This window comes from Comamonas sp. CMM03 (genome assembly GCF_019218715.1).
Classification (GTDB): Bacteria; Pseudomonadota; Gammaproteobacteria; order Burkholderiales; family Burkholderiaceae_C; genus Comamonas; species Comamonas terrigena.
This window is the reverse complement of sequence record NZ_JAHUXB010000002.1, coordinates 855192-872854: the sequence shown is the minus strand read 5'-3', so window position 1 is coordinate 872854 and position 17663 is coordinate 855192. Positions and strand designations below refer to the sequence as shown.

Below are 17663 nucleotides of genomic sequence, written 5' to 3'. Positions count from 1 at the left end.
TTATGCCTGATGACCATAGCGATTTGGTACCACTCCTTCCCATCCCGAACAGGACAGTGAAACGAATTTGCGCCGATGATAGTGCGGGTTCCCGTGTGAAAGTAGGTCATCGTCAGGCTCTTACAGCGCAACACCCCCAGCTCTCGCAAGAGGCTGGGGGTTTTGTTTTTGGCGGTGCAGAAATGCATGTGGCCCAGCCAAGGCCTCTCCATTATTCAATCCACAGTCTTTTATCTGCAGACAGACAACCCCATAAAAAAGAGCACGCTGCGCGTGCTCTTTTTTATTTATCTGGGCAGGGGAATGGCTAAAGGCCCCAATTGAAAGCGCTGCAGCCGCATTCGGCATCGGCGGCGCCTTCGGGGTCCTGGCCCGGGTGCCGGCCAGGGACGGCGCGGGCATCACATGCGGCGCTGGCCGTCCACAAACACCATCAACTCGCCTTTTTCAAAGGTGTTCCACTGCTCGTTCTTGGTGAGCGGGCTGGTGACGATGATGGCCACCCGGTCGTTGGGCGTGGTTTCGCTGGCAAAGTCCACGCTCAGGTCTTCGTCGGCCAGGTGGGCCTGGGCGAAGGGGTGGCGGCGCTCGGTGTAGCACAGGTGGGTGGTGGCATGGGCCCACAGCGCCTCCCCGCTGGAGAGCAGGAAGTTGAAGGTGCCGTGCGGCGCGATGCGGGCGGCCAGTTCACGCAGGGTGAGCGTGAGCTCTTCGATGCTGGGCACGCCGGCGTGCGATTTCCACAGCTCCTGCATGATCCAGCAGAAGGCCAGCTCGCTGTCGGTGCTGCCCACGGGGTGGAAGTGGGCATGCAGCTTGGGGGCGAAGCCTTTGAGATCGCCGTTGTGGGCAAACACCCAGTTGCGTCCCCACAGCTCCCGCACAAAAGGGTGGCAGTTCTGCAGGCTGACCACGCCCTGGGTCGCCTTGCGGATGTGGGCGATGACGTTCTGGCTTTTGATGGGGTACTGGCGGATGAGCTGGGCCACCGGTGAGTCGATGGCGCGTTCATGGTCCACAAAATGGCGCAAGCCCTTGTCTTCGAAGAAGGCGATGCCCCAGCCGTCGGTGTGATCACCGGTGTTGCCGGCACGCTGTGCAAAGCCGCTGAAGCTAAAGCGCACGTCCGTCGGGGTGTTGCAATTCATTCCAAGCAGCTGGCACATGGTGCGGTTCCGGCAATCCAAATACAAAGAGGCATAGCCTAACCTGCAAAGCGGCCATTGGCGCGCAATGGTGCAGCAAAGCGGGCGGGTGCTGACCCGCTACCGGCGGGCACGGGTGACAGGCACAATCGGGCGTTTCGCGTACTGTTGAGCCCATGCATACCGAGTCTTCCCCTTCCGCGTCTGTGAGTTACAGCATCAGCGATCTGGCCAAAGAGTTCGATCTGACCACCCGTGCCATGCGCTTCTATGAGGACATGGGGCTGCTGCAGCCCGAGCGCACCGGCCCCGGCGGGCGCAACCGCGTCTACAGCCCGCGGGACCGTACCCGGCTGCGCCTGACGCTGCGGGCCAAGCGGCTGGGGCTGTCGCTGTCGGAAGCCAAGGAAATCATCGACATGTACGACAGCCCGCGGGACACGGGCATGCAGCTGAAAAAATTTCTGCAGGTGCTGGGCGCGCACCGCCTGCAGCTGGAAGAACGCCTGGCCGATCTGCAGGCAAACCTGGAAGAAGTCATGGAGCATGAGGCGGAAGCGCGTCAACTACTTGACAAGCTGGGGGGCAATGAGGTCTCATAACGAACTTGACGTTAACGTCAACGTAAAGAATGAACAGGAGACACCATGGCCGCAGACGAGGCCGCCCTGGACCGGGTGCGCGAGAGCTTTGCGCAGCAAGGGGCCATGGGCACGCTGGGGGCGCAACTCACGCACCTGGCTCCGGGCGAAGTGGACATCAGCTTTGACTGGGCGCCCGGCCTGACGCAGCAGCACGGCTTCATCCATGCCGGCATGCTGTCGGCGGCCCTGGACTCGGCCTGCGGCTATGCCGGTTTCAGCCTGATGCCGGAAGACGCCGGGGTGCTGACTATCGAATTCAAGACCAATCTGCTGGCCCCCGCCAAAGGCCAGCGCTTCCGTTGTGAAGGCCGGGTGCTGAAGCCGGGGCGCACCATCGTGGTGGCCGAAGGCCTGGCCTATGCCATTGACAACGGAGCGGAAAAACTGGCCGCCACCATGCACTGCACCTTGATGGCCGTGCAGGGGCGTTCCGGCATCGCCGGCAAATAAGGCTGCACAGAACAGCCGCCGGCCTCTCGCCATACCTATCACCAGGAGACAAAGAATGAGCAATCTGCCAGGCCTGAACTTCCAGCTGGGCGAAGACATTGATGCGCTGCGCGATGCGGTGCGTGAATTTGCACAGCGCGAAATTGCCCCGCGTGCCGCCGACATCGACCGTACCGACCAGTTCCCCATGGACCTGTGGCGCAAGTTCGGCGATCTCGGTGTGCTGGGCATCACCGTGTCCGAACAATATGGCGGTGCTGACATGGGCTATCTGGCCCATATGGTGGCCATGGAAGAGATTTCGCGCGCCAGTGCGTCGGTGGGGTTGTCCTATGGCGCCCACAGCAATCTGTGCGTGAACCAGATCAACCGCAACGGCAACGCAGCGCAAAAGGCCAAATACCTGCCCAAGCTGATCAGCGGCGAGCATGTGGGGGCTCTGGCCATGAGCGAGCCCGGCGCCGGCTCCGACGTGATCAGTATGAAGCTCAAGGCCGAGGACAAGGGCGGCTATTACCTGCTCAACGGCAGCAAGATGTGGATCACCAACGGCCCGGATGCCGACACCCTGGTGGTCTACGCCAAGAGCGAGCCCGAACTGGGCGCACGGGGCGTGACGGCCTTCCTGATCGAAAAGGGCATGAAGGGCTTTTCGATAGCGCAGAAGCTGGACAAGCTGGGCATGCGCGGCAGCCACACGGGCGAGCTGGTGTTCCAGAACGTGGAAGTGCCCAGCGAGAACGTGCTGGGCCAGGTCAACGGCGGTGCCAAGGTGCTGATGAGTGGGCTGGACTACGAACGCGCCGTGCTGACCGGCGGCCCGCTGGGCATCATGCAGAGCGTGATGGACAACGTGGTGCCCTATATCCACGACCGCAAGCAGTTCGGCCAGAGCATTGGGGAGTTCCAGCTCATCCAGGGCAAGGTGGCCGATATGTACACCGTGCTGCAGGCCGGTCGTTCGTTCGCCTACACCGTGGCCAAGAACCTGGACATGCTGGGCACCGAACATGTGCGCCAAGTGCGCAAGGACTGCGCCAGCGTCATCCTGTGGTGTGCGGAAAAAGCCACCTGGATGGCCGGCGAGGGCGTGCAAATCTATGGCGGCAATGGGTATATCAACGAGTACCCGCTCGGTCGTTTGTGGCGAGATGCGAAACTCTATGAGATTGGCGCCGGCACCAGCGAAATTCGTCGCATGCTGATTGGCCGCGAATTGTTTGCCGAAACCTGCTGAGCAGGGTGGGCGGCGCCGTTTCCCAGAACCACAAAGGAACGCCACATGACGACCAGTACCTCCATCGATGACCTGTTTGTGCACAACAAGGAATGGGCTGCCCAGATGGAGCGCGACCGCCCCGGTTTCTTCACCGGGCTGATGGCGCAACAAAAACCCAAGTACATGTGGATCGGCTGTTCCGACAGCCGGGTGCCCGCCAACCAGATCACCGGCCTGGAGCCGGGCGAAGTCTTTGTGCACCGCAACGTGGCCAACGTGGTGGTGCCCAGCGACCTGAACGCGCTGACCACCATCCAGTACGCCGTGGACCACCTGAAGGTGGAACACCTGATGGTCGTGGGCCACTACGGCTGCGGCGGCGTGCTGGCGGCGCTGGAAGGCGTGCGCCTGGGCCTGGCCGACAACTGGACCCGCCATGTGCGCGACGTGCGCGACAAGCACTACGAACTGATCAAGGCCACGCCCGTGCAACACCGCCATGATGTGCTGTGCGAGCTGAACGCCATCGAACAGGTGATGAATGTGGCCCAGAGCACGGTGCTGCAGGACGCCTGGGCCCGCGGCCAGAAGGTGGCGCTGCACGGCTGGTGCTACAGCCTGAAGAACGGCCACATCACCAACCTGCACATGACCGTGCCGGGCGAAGGCGGCCTGCACGAAGTGCACCAGAAGGCAGTCGAGATGGTGGCTTCCCGCCAGCGCGACTGATCCCGAGGCGCCCTTGGCTGGGCGCCGCCGCCTGAGGCATGGGCCTGGGCTTTTTGTAGAGCACCCCTGAACCGCGAGCTATCTGTATGTTCCCGCAGCGACTGGATGCCCCCCAGGCCTATGACATCGCCCAGGCGATGATGGACGGTTTCAACCGCCACTACCAGCTGTTCCGGGCGGAATCCGCCCGGGCCAAGCGCCGTTTCGAGCAGGCCGACTGGAACGGCCAGCAGTGCGCCCAGCGCGAGCGCATTGCCTTCTATGACCTGCGGGTCACCGAATGCGTGCAACGTCTGGAGGCGGAGTTCCACGCCGGGCTGCTGCCCATGCCGGTGTGGCAGCAGGTCAAACTGCACTACATCGGGCTGATGGTGGACCACCTGCAGCCCGAGCTGGCGGAGACCTTCTTCAACTCCGTCACCACCAAGATCCTGCACCGCACGCATTTCCACAACAACTTCATCTTTGTGCGGCCGGCCGTCAGCACCGAGTACCTGGAAAGCCGCGACCCCGGCGATGCCCCGGCCTACCGCGCCTACTACCCGGCGTCGCTGCAGGCCCTGCCGCAGACCCTGGAGCAGCTGATCGCGCATCTGGCGCTGCAGTGTCCGTACGAGGACCTGGAGCGTGACATCGCCGTACTGACGGGGCGGGTGCAGCAGCGCCTGGAGGGCCTGATGCTGCGGGCCAACTTCCAGATCCAGGTGCTCTCCAGCCTGTTCTATCGCAACAAGGGCGCCTACCTGGTGGGCAAGATCATCACCGGCTACACCGAGCTGCCGCTGGCCATCCCCATTCTGCACAGCAACGCCGGCAAGCTGGTGCTGCATGCGGCGCTGTTCGGCGAGGACGATCTGCACGGCCTGTTCAGCTTTGCACGTGCCTACTTCATGGTCGACATGGCCGTGCCCAGCGCCTATGTGGGCTTTCTGCGCAGCCTGATGCCGCGCAAGCCCCGCGCCGAGATCTACAACGCCCTGGGTCTGGCCAAGCAGGGCAAGACGCTGTTCTACCGCGACTTTCTGCACCACCTGCGCCATTCCAGCGACCAGTTCCGCATTGCGCCGGGCATCAAGGGCATGGTGATGCTGGTGTTCGACCTGCCCAGCTTCCCCTATGTGTTCAAGCTGATCAAGGACAAGTTTCCGCCCCCGAAAGAAACCACGCGCGAGCTGGTGCAGAGCAAATACCGCCTGGTCAAGCAGCACGACCGGGTGGGGCGCATGGCCGATACGCTGGAGTACAGCCTGGTGGCCTTTCCGCGCGAGCGCTTTTCCGACGCGCTGATTGCCGAGATCCAGGAATTCGCCCCCAGCCAGCTGGAGATCAGCGACCGCGATGGCGACGGCCAGCAGGAGGTGATCCTCAGCCACGTCTACATCGAGCGGCGTCTGGTGCCGCTGAACATGTACCTGCAGGAATGCTTCGATGCCGGGTTGGACAACCCGCGCGCCAAGGCGAACATGGAGCGCTCGGTCATCGAGTACGGCAACGCCATCAAGGAGCTGGTGGCGGCCAACATCTTTCCCGGCGACATGCTGTGGAAGAACTTTGGCGTCACGCGCGGCGGCAAGGTGGTGTTCTACGACTATGACGAGATCGAATACCTGACCGACTGCCAGTTCCGCGCCGTGCCTGCGCCACGCAACGAAGAGGACGAGATGTCCGGCGAGATCTGGTGGCATGTCGGGCCGCGCGATGTGTTTCCCGAGACCTTCGGCCCCTTTCTGCTGGGCCACCCCGCCGTGCGCGAGGTCTTCATGCGCCACCACGCCGATCTGCTGGAGCCGTCGTTCTGGCAAGGCCACAAGGAACGCATACAGCAAGGCCATATGCACGATGTCTTTCCCTACGACAGAACCCGCCGTCTGACCGCCGACGCCGCCGGCTGAGGCCGTCTGCACCGGTTCTGCTCACCCTCGCATATCCATAACAACCCAAGGAGATCACCATGCACCAAGACCCCGTCGTCATCGTCAGCGCCGCCCGCACCCCCATGGGTGCCTTCCAGGGCGATTTTTCCGATCTGGCCGCCCATGACCTGGGCGGTGCCGCGATTGCAGCGGCCGTGCAGCGCGCCGGCATCCGGCCCGAACAGGTCGAGGAAGTGCTGTTCGGCAACTGCCTGATGGCAGGCCAGGGCCAGGCACCGGCCCGCCAGGCTGGTTTCAAGGGCGGTCTGCCGCAGAGCACCGGCGCGGTGACCCTGTCCAAGATGTGCGGCGCCGGCATGGAAGCCACCATCCTGGCCCACGATCAGCTGATTGCCGGCAGCCGCGAGGTGATGGTGGCGGGTGGCATGGAAAGCATGACCAATGCGCCCTATCTGCTGAAAAAAGGCCGGGGCGGCTACCGCATGGGCCACGACAAGGTCTACGACCACATGATGCTGGACGGTCTGGAAGATGCCTATGAGGCCGGTCGCTCCATGGGGACCTTCGGCGAAGACTGCGCCGCCAAGTACCAGTTCACCCGCGAGGCGCAGGACGCCTTTGCCATTGCCAGCGTGCAGCGTGCACAGCAAGCCGCACAGAGCGGTGCGTTCGCTGCCGAAATCACCCCCGTCACCCTCAAGACCCGCAAGGGCGATGTGACCGTGAGCCTGGACGAAGGCCCGGCCAAGGCCAAGCTGGACAAGATCACCGCCCTCAAGCCGGCGTTCAAGAAGGACGGCACCATCACCGCCGCGTCCAGCTCCAGCATCAACGACGGCGCCGCCGCCATGGTGCTGATGCGCGAATCCACGGCCAAGCAGCTGGGCTGCAAGCCGCTGGCGCGCATCGTGGCCCATGCCACCCACGCCCAGGCCCCCGAATGGTTCACCACGGCCCCGGTCGGCGCCACCGAGAAAGCGCTGAAGAAGGCCGGCTGGAAGGTGGACGATGTGGACCTGTGGGAAGTGAACGAAGCCTTTGCCGTGGTGCCCATGGCGCTGATGGCCGAGCTGAAGGTCCCCCACGACAAGGTCAATGTGCACGGCGGCGCCTGCGCCCTGGGCCACCCCATCGGGGCCAGCGGTGCGCGCATTCTGGTCACGCTGATCCACGCGCTGCAAACCCATGGCAAGAAGAAGGGCCTGGCCACGCTGTGTATCGGTGGCGGCGAAGGCACGGCCATGGCCATCGAGCTGGTGTGAGTGCCGTCCCTGCCGTTCATGGGGGCGGCCGGGGTGGTGGGGGCGCGCCCCGGGGCTGCTTTGACACCGCTTCCCGGCGCGGGGCACAGGGCGGCTTGCTTTACAGTCGTCCCATGTGCCACCGGCCGCATGCGCAGTTTCCCTTGCCTGCGGCCTTTTTTCCCTGGATTTCCGTATGCAAGCAGAACTGCCCGAAGACGACCACCATGCTGCCGCGCCCTTGAGCGCCCCAGAGATTGCCGCCTTCTGGAGTGAATTTTCCGGCCAGCTGGCCGCCTGGGCAGCGCTGGATGGCCGCGCCTTTGTCGAAGAGGCCAATGCGCTGCTCAAGCGCCAGGCGCCCGGCCTGTCGCTGGAGCTGGAAGGCGTGCCGGCCCAGGCCGATGCCCGCCTGGTGGTCACGGCCCACGGCAATATCGAACAGTTTGAAAACGCCCAGGCCCTGGTGCGCCAGGCCCCGCGCCTGGAAGGCTACACCGTGCAGGCGTTCCGCAGCCGCACGGCCAGCGGCAACTTTGCCATGGGGATGCAGGACTTCGAGCTGTCCTGTGACGATGTGCTGGTGGCTCCCTATGACGCGGGCGGCATCATTGGCCTGGAGCTGGCGTTCGCCAAGGCCGTGCCGGACGCCATGCAAGAGCATGCCCGGCACATGGCTTTCATCCTGCTGGACCATGTGCTGGGCGAGTGGGATTTTTCCGTGCGCGTGGGGCCGGTCGACTTTGTGGAAGCCGCTACTGAGGCCTCGCCGCTGTCGCAGTTTCCCGCCGTGTTCGATGCCTTCCAGCGCGAGACGCTGGGCCGCACCTACCGCTTCCCACAGGAGGAGAACGACCGCTGGATTTCGCTGGAAGTGCGTTCCCGCGATGCCGACGAAGACGATGCCCCGGATCTGCTGACCTTCCACGACAGCGCCCATGCCCTGGCCACCCGCGCCGATCTGTCCTATTTCCTGACCTTGCGCTTCCCGATCGACAGCCAGGAAAGCCTGGACAGCGCCCGCGACGCCCAGGATGCGCTGGACGCCGAACTGCTGCGGCAGCAGCGCGGCATTCTGGCGTTCACCCGCATGGAGGGCATGGACTTCCGGGTGGCGGCTTTCTATGTGGACGACCCGGATGCCGCCGCGCAGCTGGCCCGCCAGCTGGCCGCCGCGCATGCGCCCGGTCTGGAAGCGGCGCTGGCGCTGGAATACGACCCGTCCTGGCGCGAATACCTGGGCATGTACGGCGCCATCCACCGTCAGGACCGTCAGGCCGATCAGGCCTAGGAGGAGCACCATGATCACCAGTGAAGAGCAGCTGCGGCAGCTGTACGCCATGCCGGCCGAGCGGGCCTTGCTCAAGCAGCAGGTCGATCTGGACCGGCATTGCCTGCGCTTCATCGCGCTGTCGCCTTTCTGTGTGATCGCCACCGGGGGCAACGCCGGCAGCCTGATGGATGCCTCGCCGCGGGGCGGGGCTCCCGGGTTTGTGAAGGCGCCCGACCCCCGCACGCTGATGATTCCCGACGCCGGCGGCAACAACCGGCTGGACAGCCTGAGCAATCTGCTGCGCGATCCGCGCATCGGCCTGCTGTTCATGGTGCCCGGCATCAACGAGACGCTGCGCGTCAACGGGACGGCCAAGCTGCGTGACGAAGGGCATTACACGGCGCTGTTTGCCGGCCCGCACTTCCACCCCAAGCTGGTGATCGAGGTGCAGGTGCAGGAGGCCTATCTGCACTGCGCCAAGGCGCTGATGCGCTCCCGGCTGTGGCAGGCCGAGGCCCAGGTGGCGCGCAATGTGCTGCCGACGATGAACCAGATGATCCATGCCCAGATCGGCATGGCCGCCCCCACCGAAACGCAGGAGCAGATGGAGCACCGCTACCGGGTGCAGATCGCTGCCGAGCAACCCGGGGGCAGCATTGGCTGAAGCCCGCCCACCTAGGGCGCTGGCGCCGATGCGCCCACCGCATTTCTTTTCTCTCTTACAGGAGCCTCCATGGCCTTGGTATTGATCATTGGCGCATCGCGCGGTATCGGCTTGGGGCTGGTGCAGGCCTATGTGGCGCAAGGCCACCGGGTGATCGCCACCGTGCGCAATCCCGCTGACAAAACCCGCCTGCAGGGCGAAGGCGCCGAAGTGCTGGTGGTGGACGTGGCCGATCCGGCCAGCGTCAGCGGCCTGGCCTGGCAGCTGGACGGTGAAGCAGTGGACCTGGCGCTGTACGTGGCCGGCGTCTGGAGCGATCTGCCCGCCGACGTTCCCCCCAGCCAGCCCGAGTTTGACCGCGTCATGCACACCAATGTGCTGGGCGCCATGCAGGCACTGCCCCAGGTGGCACCGCTGGTCGAGGCCGCGGGTGGCGTGTTCGGACTGGTCAGCAGCAGCATGTCGCGTCTGACCGAGGCGGAGCCGGATGCCTGGCTGTACCGCGCCAGCAAGGCCGCACTGAACATGGTGGTGGCCAGCAGCCAGCCGCAGTGGCCGCGTGCCCGCATTGTGGCGCTGGACCCCGGCTGGGTGCAGACCGAGATGGGTGGCCCCGGCGCCACCATCACCGTCGAACAAAGCGTGCAGGCCCTGGTGCAGACGCTGGCGCAGGTTTCGGCCGAGGACGGCGGCCATCTGCTGCACCGCAACGGACACCGGCTGGATGGCTAGCCACTGAAAACCATGTCGGCTTGTGTGCATGGCCGGAGCACAAGCCGCTGGCTCTGACGACCTACTACAACACCGGCTGGAGACAAGAACATGCTGTTGACCCCTGACCAGGAAATGATCCGCGATGCCGTGCGCGACTTCGTGCGCGAGCAAATCACCCCCCATGCGGCGCGCTGGGACAAGGAACACCACTTTCCCAAGGATGTGCACCAAGGCCTGGCAGCCCTGGGCGCCTACGGCATCTGCGTGCCGGAGGAGCTGGGCGGTGCGGGTCTGGACTACATCAGCCTGGCTCTGGTGCTGGAAGAGATTGCGGCCGGCGACGGGGGCACCAGTACAGTCATCAGCGTGACCAACTGCCCGGTCAACGCCATCCTGATGAAGTACGGCAATGCCCAGCAAAAGGAAGAATGGCTGCGCCCCCTGGCGCAGGGCGCCATGCTGGGTGCGTTCTGCCTGACCGAGCCGCATGTGGGCTCCGACGCATCGGCACTGCGCACCACGGCCACCCGGGACGGGGACGACTATGTGATCAACGGCGTCAAGCAGTTCATTACCAGCGGTCAGAACGGCGATGTAGCCATTGTGATTGCCGTCACCGACAAGGCCGCCGGCAAGAAGGGCATGAGCGCCTTTCTGGTTCCCACCCGCAATCCCGGCTACCAGGTGGCGCGGCTGGAAGACAAGCTGGGCCAGCATTCCAGCGACACAGCGCAGATCAATTTCGATCAGTGCCGCATTCCGGCCTCCCACCGGGTGGGGGCCGAAGGCGAGGGTTACAAGATCGCCCTGTCCGCCCTGGAAGGCGGGCGCATCGGCATTGCCGCGCAGAGCGTGGGCATGGCGCGCGCGGCATTCGAGGCCGCGCTGGCCTACAGCAAGGAGCGCGAGAGTTTTGGCCAGCCCATTTTCAACCACCAGGCCGTGGGTTTCCGGCTGGCGGACTGCGCGACGCAGATCGAAGCAGCCCGGCAGCTGATCTGGCATGCCGCCAGCCTGCGCGATGCCGGCCTGCCCTGCCTGAAGGAAGCCGCCATGGCCAAGCTGTTTGCCAGCGAGATGGCCGAACGTGTGTGCAGCATGGCCATCCAGACCCTGGGAGGCTATGGCGTGGTCAGCGATTTCCCGGTGGAACGCATTTACCGCGATGTGCGGGTGTGCCAGATCTACGAAGGCACCAGCGACGTGCAGAAGATCATCATCCAGCGGGCGCTGGCCTGAACGGGATGTAGCCACCGGTGGTGCTTGTGTTGCGGCCGCCGGCTCTGGCCGCTTCAGTGCGGTGGCTGGGTGGCCGTGTGTTGCGGCGTGCGCACTAGCGGCGCTGCGGGCGCCGCCTGGGGGGACTCCGCTCCCCGGCTGTGCAGGGCCCACAGCACGCCGGCCACCAGCAGAGCAATGCCCGCCACGGTTTCGGTCGGCGGGACCTGCTGACGCAGTGCAAAACTGTATGCAAGGGCGGACAGGGTTTCGCAGACGATCAACTGGCCCGACATGGTGGTGGGCAGGTGCTGGCAGGCCGCATTCCAGCACAGCGCGCCCAGCCAGGAGCCCACCAGGCCGGCCGCGAACATGCCGCAGACAAATGCCCAGGGCCGCGGTCCCAGCGGGGTGGTGAAGCCCAGCCCGTCCTGCTGCAGCCACAGCCAGGAAATCGCAAAACCCAGCAGCGCCATGGGCAGCGTCACCAGCCCCTGGGCCGTCGCCCAGGTGCGGGATGAAACGCCGGGGTGGGCGCGCAGCCAGTCGGCGTTGCGAATGGGATACCAGGTCCAGCACAGCATGGCGACCAGGGCCAGCGCGATGCCCACACCGTAGCTTTCCAGCTGGCTGGCGCTGCTGTGCTGCAGGGCCAGCAGCTCATGGTGGTTGACCAGGGCAATGCCGCCCAGGATCAATCCCAGCGATGGAAACAGCTGCCCCCACGGCAGGGCCGCACGACCGGCGCGCAGGTTGGAGGCCACGGCAATCGCCACTGGCAGCGCGCCACTGGCGATGAGGGTGGGCAGGGGCACCCCTGCCAGCTGGATGGCGCTGGTCAAGAGCAGGTAGAAGGTGATGCTGCCGATGGCGGCCAGGCGCAGGGCCTGCAGCCAGTCGGCACGGCGCAGCTGCGCCAGGGCGGCACGGTCCCACCAGGCCAGGGGCAGGGTGATCAGGCCGAATGCCAGGTAGCGGCCAAACGCCAGCAGCGGCGCGGGGTAGTCCGGCAGCAGCAGCGGCACGACAAACACCAAACCCCACAGCGCCCCTGCTGCCACGCCGCACAGGGTGCCCCATCGCATGCCGGCGTTCATGGCGTGGGGAGCCGTGCTGCAATGCAATGAACGGGACGGGACACCGGGCGCGGCAGCGCCACAGGCAGCGGGCAGGGAAAGGGGCACATGGTCGGCGGGATTTTGCGCCGCAGCATGCCAGTGTGCAGGCCGGTGGCTGCGGGCTGACGCTGGCAGTGCGGGATTGGCCGCGGCGCCTGCGCGCCGGCGGCACGCGTGCTACGACTGTCCTGCCGGTGACGTGGCCCCGGGGTTGGCACGGAGGCGGCCCGCCAGGGCCTGGGCCAGCATGCAGCTTTGGACATCGCACAGGAGAAATTGCATGCCTTTTGCCGCCGTCAACGGTCAGCGCCTGTTCTACGAAGATACCGGGGGCAGTGGCCCGGTGCTGGTGTTCTCTCACGGTCTGCTGATGGACCACCGCATGTTTGCCCCGCAGGTGGCCGCGTTCCGCCCTAGCTGGCGCTGCATCAGCTGGGATGAGCGCGGCCACGGCGCCACGGCCACGCCCGGGCAGTGCGCGCCGTTCAGCTACTACGACTCGGCGAACGATCTGGTGGCGCTGCTGGACCACCTGGGCGTGGAGCGCGCCGTGCTGGTGGGCATGTCCCAGGGGGGCTATCTGTCGCTGCGTGCGGCGCTGACCCACCCGCAGCGCGTGCGGGCCCTGGTGCTGATCGACACCCAGGCGCTGAAGGAAGACCCTGCCAAGATGCCGGCCCACCAGGCGGTGGTGGCGCGCTGGTCGCAGCAGGGGCTGGACGCCGACATGGCCACCGGCCTGGAGCGCACCATCCTGGGCGACGGCTGGGAGGGTGCCGTCGCGTGGAAGCGCATCTGGCAGGGGGTGGATGTGGCCAATCTGCAGCAAAGCTTTGCCACGCTGGATGCGCGCGACGATATCTCTGGCCGCATGGGGGAGATCCGCGTGCCGGCACTGGTGGTCCACGGCACGCAGGACCGCGCCATCCCCCTGGAACGGGCCCGCGCCATGGCCGATGCGCTGCCGCACGCCCGGTGGGTGGAGGTGGACGGGGGCGGCCACGCCCCCAATCTGACCCACCCGGAGCCGGTCAACGCGGCGATGCGGGATTTTCTGGGCACGCTGGCGCCGCAGGGCTGATGACGGGGCGCACGGGGTGGCGGGTGCCGCGCTTCAGATGCCGTCCAGGTCGGGGATGCGGCGGCGCAGCACCACGGTGATCTGGCCATTGGTTTCGATGGTGGCGCGCTCCACCGCATGGGCGTTCAGGCAGCCGTTGGCGCGCAGTGCGGCGGACAGGTCGTCGGCGGTGATCTGCTCCTGCAGCAGCAGGTCCTGCTGCACCACGCCCTCATGGATCAGCACCTTGGGACGGCCATCGATGACGTGGCGCAGGCGCGGGTAGCGAAAGCTCAGCCGGGCCAGCAGCACATGGCAGCCGATCAAGGTGCCGGCGCTGACGAGGCCGCCCACCAGCGAGTTGTCGCCCGCATTCATGGAGTTCTGCACGGCGTTCGACAGGATCAGCAGCAGCACCAGATCGAATGGTGCGTACTGCCCCGTCTGGCGCCGCCCGGTCAGGCGCAGAAAGACCAGCAAGAATAGGTAGACGATTACCCCGCGCACGACCAATTCCCACCAGGGGACTGCCAACTGCCACATCGCATGCTCCTTGAACCCAGGATGGGACCACGATAACGCGGAATGCCGGCAGTGCGTGCGGCAGGGCTGGAATCAGTCCCAGGCCACGCTGGGGTCCAGGCGCTGGGCCAGGGTCTTGGGAATGGGCAGGTCCAGATCGGCCAGGCGCTGCTTGACCAGAATCTCCGGCACCTCGAACAGATGCGCCAGCTCCTGCAGCGTGCGGGCATGGCCGCCCTCCACGGTGAAGCGCAGCACGGATTCGGGCATCAGCAGCTGCAGGGCGAAGTCGTTGGCCTCGCTGTCCTGGCGCTGGCTGTGGTCGGCGTGGTAGCTGCCGCTGATGCAGATGGCGCGCTGCATGCCGGGGCGCAGGTGGTGCAGTGCCAAGTGGGCGATGGCATGGGCCACACCATAGCGCTGCAAGGTGATGGGGTGCTGGCGGCCGATGGTGACGCAGGCCTTGCGCTGTGGGGAGATGTCCAGCACGGCACAGGCTTCGCCCGTATCGCCCAGGGCCACCACCAGCCGCATGGCCTTGGCCATGCGCGCCAGATTGACCGGAACCGACTGGTCCCAGTGCGTCTTCAGAATGCCTTCCGCGAGCAGTGCCATGGGATCATTATCCGATGGTCCGCACGCGGGTGGTACAGCGCACCATTGCGGTGCCCGGACGGTGTACCGCAATGGGTGTTTGCCCGCTACAGTACGTGCAAGGGTATGACATGCCATCCAGCAAAGGCGGATGCTGGTTGCTATAAAAATTGGTGTATTGAATGTTGCGTTGCAACACAGACCGTCTGCGGAGAACCGCATGCCCATCACCAAACTGCGCGGACAGCACATCCATTACGAAGACACCCGCGGCGCCAAGCCGGTCCTGGTGTTTGCCCACAGCTTTCTCATGGACGGCAGCATGTTCCATGGGCTGGCGCAACGCTTCTGTTCGCAGTGGCGCTGCATCAGCTGGGATGCGCGCGGCCATGGCCGCAGCGAAGGCCCGCCGCAGGACTTCAGCTACGACGATCTGGCCGACGACCTGGACGCGCTGCTGGTGCATCTGGACATCCGCAAGGCCGTGGTGGTTGGGGTGTCGCAAGGCGGGCAGGTGGCGCTGCGTTGTGCGCTGCGCCACTCTGCGCGGGTGCGCGCCCTGGTGCTGATGGGCACCCAGGCCAGCACCGAAGATCCGCAGAAGCTGCCTGGCCATACCTCGCTGGTGCAGGAGTGGGCGGCCGGGGGACTGTCCGACCCCATGGCCAAAGGCGTGGCCCACCGGCTGGTCGATGCCGGCTGGCATGGCATCACCGAATGGCAGGCCAAGTGGGCGCGCTGGCAACCTGCCCAGCTGCTGCGCTGCTTTGCCGCCTTTGCCGGGCGCGATGACCTGACCGGCCGGGTGGCTGCGCTGGAGCAACCTGCGCTGGTGATCCACGGCGGGCGCGATGTCTGTGTCAGCATCCCCCGCGCCCAGGCCATGGCGCAGGAGTTGCCGAATGCCCGCTGGCTGCAGATTCCCGGTGCAGGCCACGCGCCCCACCTGACCCACCCGGCCGAGGTGGAAGCGGCCATGGCCCGTTTTCTGGCCCATGTGGGTGAGTCGGACATGCACCTGGTGGCGACCTGATCCACGCCGCACTGCTGAGCCGCTGCATTCCCCGGTGCCGTCCATCGTGGGCAGTTCCAGCGGAGGGCTGGGGAGCGGTGCGGTGGGCATGGTGCAGTGCGCAACGCGGCCATGGCGCCGTGCCCCGGCTGGGGTTGCAGCGGTCTGCAACAATCCCGGGCTGGGCGCGCACCTTCGGCCGCGCCACCGCATTCAGGAGCCCTCCGTCCATGCAGCGACGCGATTTTCACCATGCCGCCACCGGCTTTGCCGGCACCCTGTTGCTGACCGCATGGTCCCAGGCCCAGGCGCTGGACCTGTCACAGCTGACCAATGCCGAAGCCAGCAGCGGCGTCAAGGCCGCGCTCACCCAGGGCGCGGAAGCCGCCGTGGCTGTGCTGGGAAAGCCCAATGGTTTTCTGTCCAATCCCCAGGTGCGCATTCCGCTGCCGGGCCAGCTGGCCGATGCCGCCAAGCTGCTCAAGCGCTTTGGCATGGGCCAGCGGGTGGAGGCGCTGGAGACCACGCTCAACCGCGCCGCCGAAGCAGCGGTGCCCGAAGGCAAGGCAGTGTTGCTGCAGGCCGTGCAGAGCATGACGGTGGCGGATGCCAAAAGCATTCTGGGCGGCGGTGACACCTCGGTCACCCAGTTCTTTGCCAGCAAGACGCGTGCGCCGCTGGCCGAGCGCTTCTTGCCCATCGTCACCCGCGAAACGGACAAGCTCGGCCTGGTGGCGCAGTACAACCAGCTGGCGGGCAAGGCCGCGGGCTTCGGCCTGCTGAAAGCCGAAGAGGCCAATCTGGCCCAGTATGTGACCGGCAAGACGCTGGACGGCCTGTTCACCACCATTGGCGAGCAGGAGCGTGCCCTGCGCCGCGATCCCGTGGGTGCCGGCAGCGCGCTGCTGCAAAAAGTGTTCGGAGCGCTGAAGTGAGCCCTGCAGGAATCGCCGCTTCCACCGCCTGCCCCTGCGGGCGCGCAGCCAAGGGGAAACCGGTGGCATACAGCGCCTGCTGCGGCCGCTTCATCGACCACTGGGAGTCCGCGCCGGCACCGGATGCCGAGCACCTGATGCGCTCGCGCTATACCGCCTTTGTGTGCGAGAACGCGTCCTATCTGCTGGCCACCTGGCATAGCAGCGAGCGTCCGCCGGAGCTGGCATTCGAGCCCGGGGCCAAATGGCTGGGTCTGCAGGTCAAGGACTTTGTGGCCACCGGCGCGGACACTGCCGAGGTGGAGTTTGTGGCCCGCTTTCGCGTGGCCGGCCGCGCCGTGCGCCTGCATGAGCGCAGCCGCTTTGTGCAGGAAGCGGGGCGCTGGTATTACGTCGACGGTGCGCAGTTCTGAGCTGGCCGCCCTGGGCGGCCATGACCGTTTCACCCCTGTGCTGCAGCCGCGGGAAATGTTTGATTTTTTGATGCAACGGAGTGACTGCGCGCCAGGCGCGTACACAGACAGCTATGCAATTTGAAGCCATCTTGTTCGACTGCGACGGCGTGCTCGTCGACAGCGAAACCATCACCAACCGCGTGCTGCACGGCATGCTCAATGCATCCGGCTGGGCGCTGGGCGAAGACGAGTGCATGCGCATCTTTGTCGGCCACACCGTGCGCAGCAAGGCGCCGCTGATCGAAGCCGAAACCGGCCAGCCGCTGACGGATGCCTGGATGGCCGAGTTCTACGAGCGCCGCAACCAGCGCCTGCGCGCCGAGCTGGAGCCGATCGACGGGGCAGTGCCTGCCGTGGCCCAGCTGTTCACCCGCCTCGCCGGCAAGATGGCCGTGGCCAGCGGTGCCGACAAACCCAAGGTGGTGATGCAACTGGAGAAAGTGGGACTGTCCCCCTTCTTTGGCGAACATGTCTTCAGCGGCCACGACCTGCCGCGCACCAAGCCCTGGCCCGATGTGTACCTGGCCGCCGCCGCCGCCGTGCAGGCCGATCCGGCCCGCTGCCTGGTGATCGAAGACTCGGTTCCCGGCCTGACCGCCGGCGTGCGTGCCGGTGCCACCGTCTGGGGCTTCTGCCCCAAGGTGGGCGCGCATTCCACACCCGCGCAGCTGCTGGAAGCTGGTGCCACCCAGGTGTTTGACGATATGGCGGACCTGCCGCGCCTGCTGGGCATCCTGTGATGCGGTGATGCGGCGGGTGCCACCGGAGGGTTGGCGCAGAACGTCCGAATCGCCTG

The 17663-nt window shown here is 65.8% G+C and carries 19 protein-coding genes and 1 rRNA gene; 16 read left to right on the top strand and 4 right to left on the bottom strand.

The window, feature by feature from the left end:
• Positions 1 to 5 precede the first annotated feature (5 nt).
• Positions 6 to 118: ribosomal RNA gene (gene rrf, locus KW830_RS10800) — 5S ribosomal RNA — on the top strand.
• A gap of 283 nt (positions 119 to 401) precedes the next feature.
• Here rrf and KW830_RS10795 read toward each other — a convergent pair.
• Positions 402 to 1166, bottom strand: a complete 765-nt coding sequence (locus KW830_RS10795; RefSeq protein WP_218333135.1) for a class II glutamine amidotransferase — start codon at positions 1164 to 1166, stop codon at positions 402 to 404.
• A gap of 155 nt (positions 1167 to 1321) precedes the next feature.
• Between KW830_RS10795 and KW830_RS10790 the strand changes: the two genes are divergently transcribed.
• The 10 genes from KW830_RS10790 (at position 1322) to KW830_RS10745 (ending at position 11192) form a co-directional block, all read left to right on the top strand.
• Complete coding sequence (locus KW830_RS10790) at positions 1322 to 1747, top strand: MerR family DNA-binding transcriptional regulator (protein WP_066539884.1); 426 nt, start codon at positions 1322 to 1324, stop codon at positions 1745 to 1747.
• A gap of 45 nt (positions 1748 to 1792) precedes the next feature.
• Complete coding sequence (locus KW830_RS10785; RefSeq protein WP_255578279.1) at positions 1793 to 2239, top strand: PaaI family thioesterase; 447 nt, start codon at positions 1793 to 1795, stop codon at positions 2237 to 2239.
• A gap of 55 nt (positions 2240 to 2294) precedes the next feature.
• Positions 2295 to 3476, top strand: a complete 1182-nt coding sequence (locus KW830_RS10780; RefSeq protein ID WP_218333134.1) for an isovaleryl-CoA dehydrogenase — start codon at positions 2295 to 2297, stop codon at positions 3474 to 3476.
• A 45-nt stretch (positions 3477 to 3521) separates the two neighbouring features.
• Complete coding sequence (gene can / locus KW830_RS10775) at positions 3522 to 4187, top strand: carbonate dehydratase (RefSeq protein WP_218333133.1); 666 nt, start codon at positions 3522 to 3524, stop codon at positions 4185 to 4187.
• Between the two features lie 86 nt (positions 4188 to 4273).
• On the top strand, positions 4274 to 6079 hold the full coding sequence (gene aceK, locus KW830_RS10770) for a bifunctional isocitrate dehydrogenase kinase/phosphatase (protein WP_218333132.1): 1806 nt from the start codon (positions 4274 to 4276) through the stop codon (positions 6077 to 6079).
• 59 nt (positions 6080 to 6138) lie between these two features.
• Positions 6139 to 7323, top strand: coding sequence for an acetyl-CoA C-acyltransferase (locus tag KW830_RS10765; RefSeq protein ID WP_218333131.1), 1185 nt, complete (start codon positions 6139 to 6141; stop codon positions 7321 to 7323).
• Between the two features lie 175 nt (positions 7324 to 7498).
• Positions 7499 to 8593: a hypothetical protein gene (locus tag KW830_RS10760; RefSeq protein WP_218333130.1), complete on the top strand. Its 1095-nt coding sequence runs from the start codon at positions 7499 to 7501 to the stop codon at positions 8591 to 8593.
• Positions 8594 to 8603: 10 nt separating this feature from the next.
• Positions 8604 to 9239, top strand: coding sequence for a pyridoxamine 5'-phosphate oxidase family protein (locus KW830_RS10755; protein WP_218333129.1), 636 nt, complete (start codon positions 8604 to 8606; stop codon positions 9237 to 9239).
• 69 nt (positions 9240 to 9308) lie between these two features.
• Positions 9309 to 9971: an SDR family oxidoreductase gene (locus KW830_RS10750; RefSeq protein WP_066539919.1), complete on the top strand. Its 663-nt coding sequence runs from the start codon at positions 9309 to 9311 to the stop codon at positions 9969 to 9971.
• Positions 9972 to 10061: 90 nt separating this feature from the next.
• Entirely contained in the window at positions 10062 to 11192 is a 1131-nt protein-coding gene (locus KW830_RS10745; protein WP_066539921.1) for an acyl-CoA dehydrogenase family protein, read from the top strand.
• A gap of 53 nt (positions 11193 to 11245) precedes the next feature.
• Here the strand turns inward: KW830_RS10745 and KW830_RS10740 are convergent, their stop codons facing one another.
• A complete protein-coding gene (locus KW830_RS10740; RefSeq protein WP_218333128.1) occupies positions 11246 to 12256 on the bottom strand; it encodes a DMT family transporter in 1011 nt (336 codons plus the stop codon).
• 313 nt (positions 12257 to 12569) lie between these two features.
• Between KW830_RS10740 and KW830_RS10735 the strand changes: the two genes are divergently transcribed.
• Positions 12570 to 13370 (top strand): alpha/beta fold hydrolase, encoded by an 801-nt coding sequence (locus tag KW830_RS10735; RefSeq protein WP_218333127.1) that lies wholly within the window; start codon positions 12570 to 12572, stop codon positions 13368 to 13370.
• A gap of 33 nt (positions 13371 to 13403) precedes the next feature.
• Here KW830_RS10735 and KW830_RS10730 read toward each other — a convergent pair whose 3' ends face one another.
• Positions 13404 to 13892 (bottom strand): DUF421 domain-containing protein, encoded by a 489-nt coding sequence (locus KW830_RS10730; protein ID WP_218333126.1) that lies wholly within the window; start codon positions 13890 to 13892, stop codon positions 13404 to 13406.
• A 72-nt stretch (positions 13893 to 13964) separates the two neighbouring features.
• Positions 13965 to 14486, bottom strand: coding sequence for an ImmA/IrrE family metallo-endopeptidase (locus tag KW830_RS10725; RefSeq protein WP_066539927.1), 522 nt, complete (start codon positions 14484 to 14486; stop codon positions 13965 to 13967).
• 199 nt (positions 14487 to 14685) lie between these two features.
• Here KW830_RS10725 and KW830_RS10720 point away from each other — a divergent pair, with 199 nt between their 5' ends.
• From KW830_RS10720 to KW830_RS10705, 4 genes are all read left to right on the top strand, one after another.
• Positions 14686 to 15498 carry an alpha/beta fold hydrolase gene (locus KW830_RS10720; protein WP_218333125.1) on the top strand — a complete coding sequence of 271 codons (813 nt, stop codon included), beginning with the start codon at positions 14686 to 14688 and terminating at the stop codon, positions 15496 to 15498.
• Between the two features lie 209 nt (positions 15499 to 15707).
• Positions 15708 to 16412 (top strand): DUF4197 domain-containing protein, encoded by a 705-nt coding sequence (locus KW830_RS10715; protein WP_218333124.1) that lies wholly within the window; start codon positions 15708 to 15710, stop codon positions 16410 to 16412.
• Positions 16409 to 16825: a YchJ family protein gene (locus KW830_RS10710; protein ID WP_280000010.1), complete on the top strand. Its 417-nt coding sequence runs from the start codon at positions 16409 to 16411 to the stop codon at positions 16823 to 16825. Before KW830_RS10715 ends, KW830_RS10710 begins: the two co-directional genes overlap by 4 nt.
• A gap of 113 nt (positions 16826 to 16938) precedes the next feature.
• Positions 16939 to 17607: an HAD family phosphatase gene (locus KW830_RS10705; protein ID WP_066539939.1), complete on the top strand. Its 669-nt coding sequence runs from the start codon at positions 16939 to 16941 to the stop codon at positions 17605 to 17607.
• Positions 17608 to 17663: the final 56 nt, after the last annotated feature.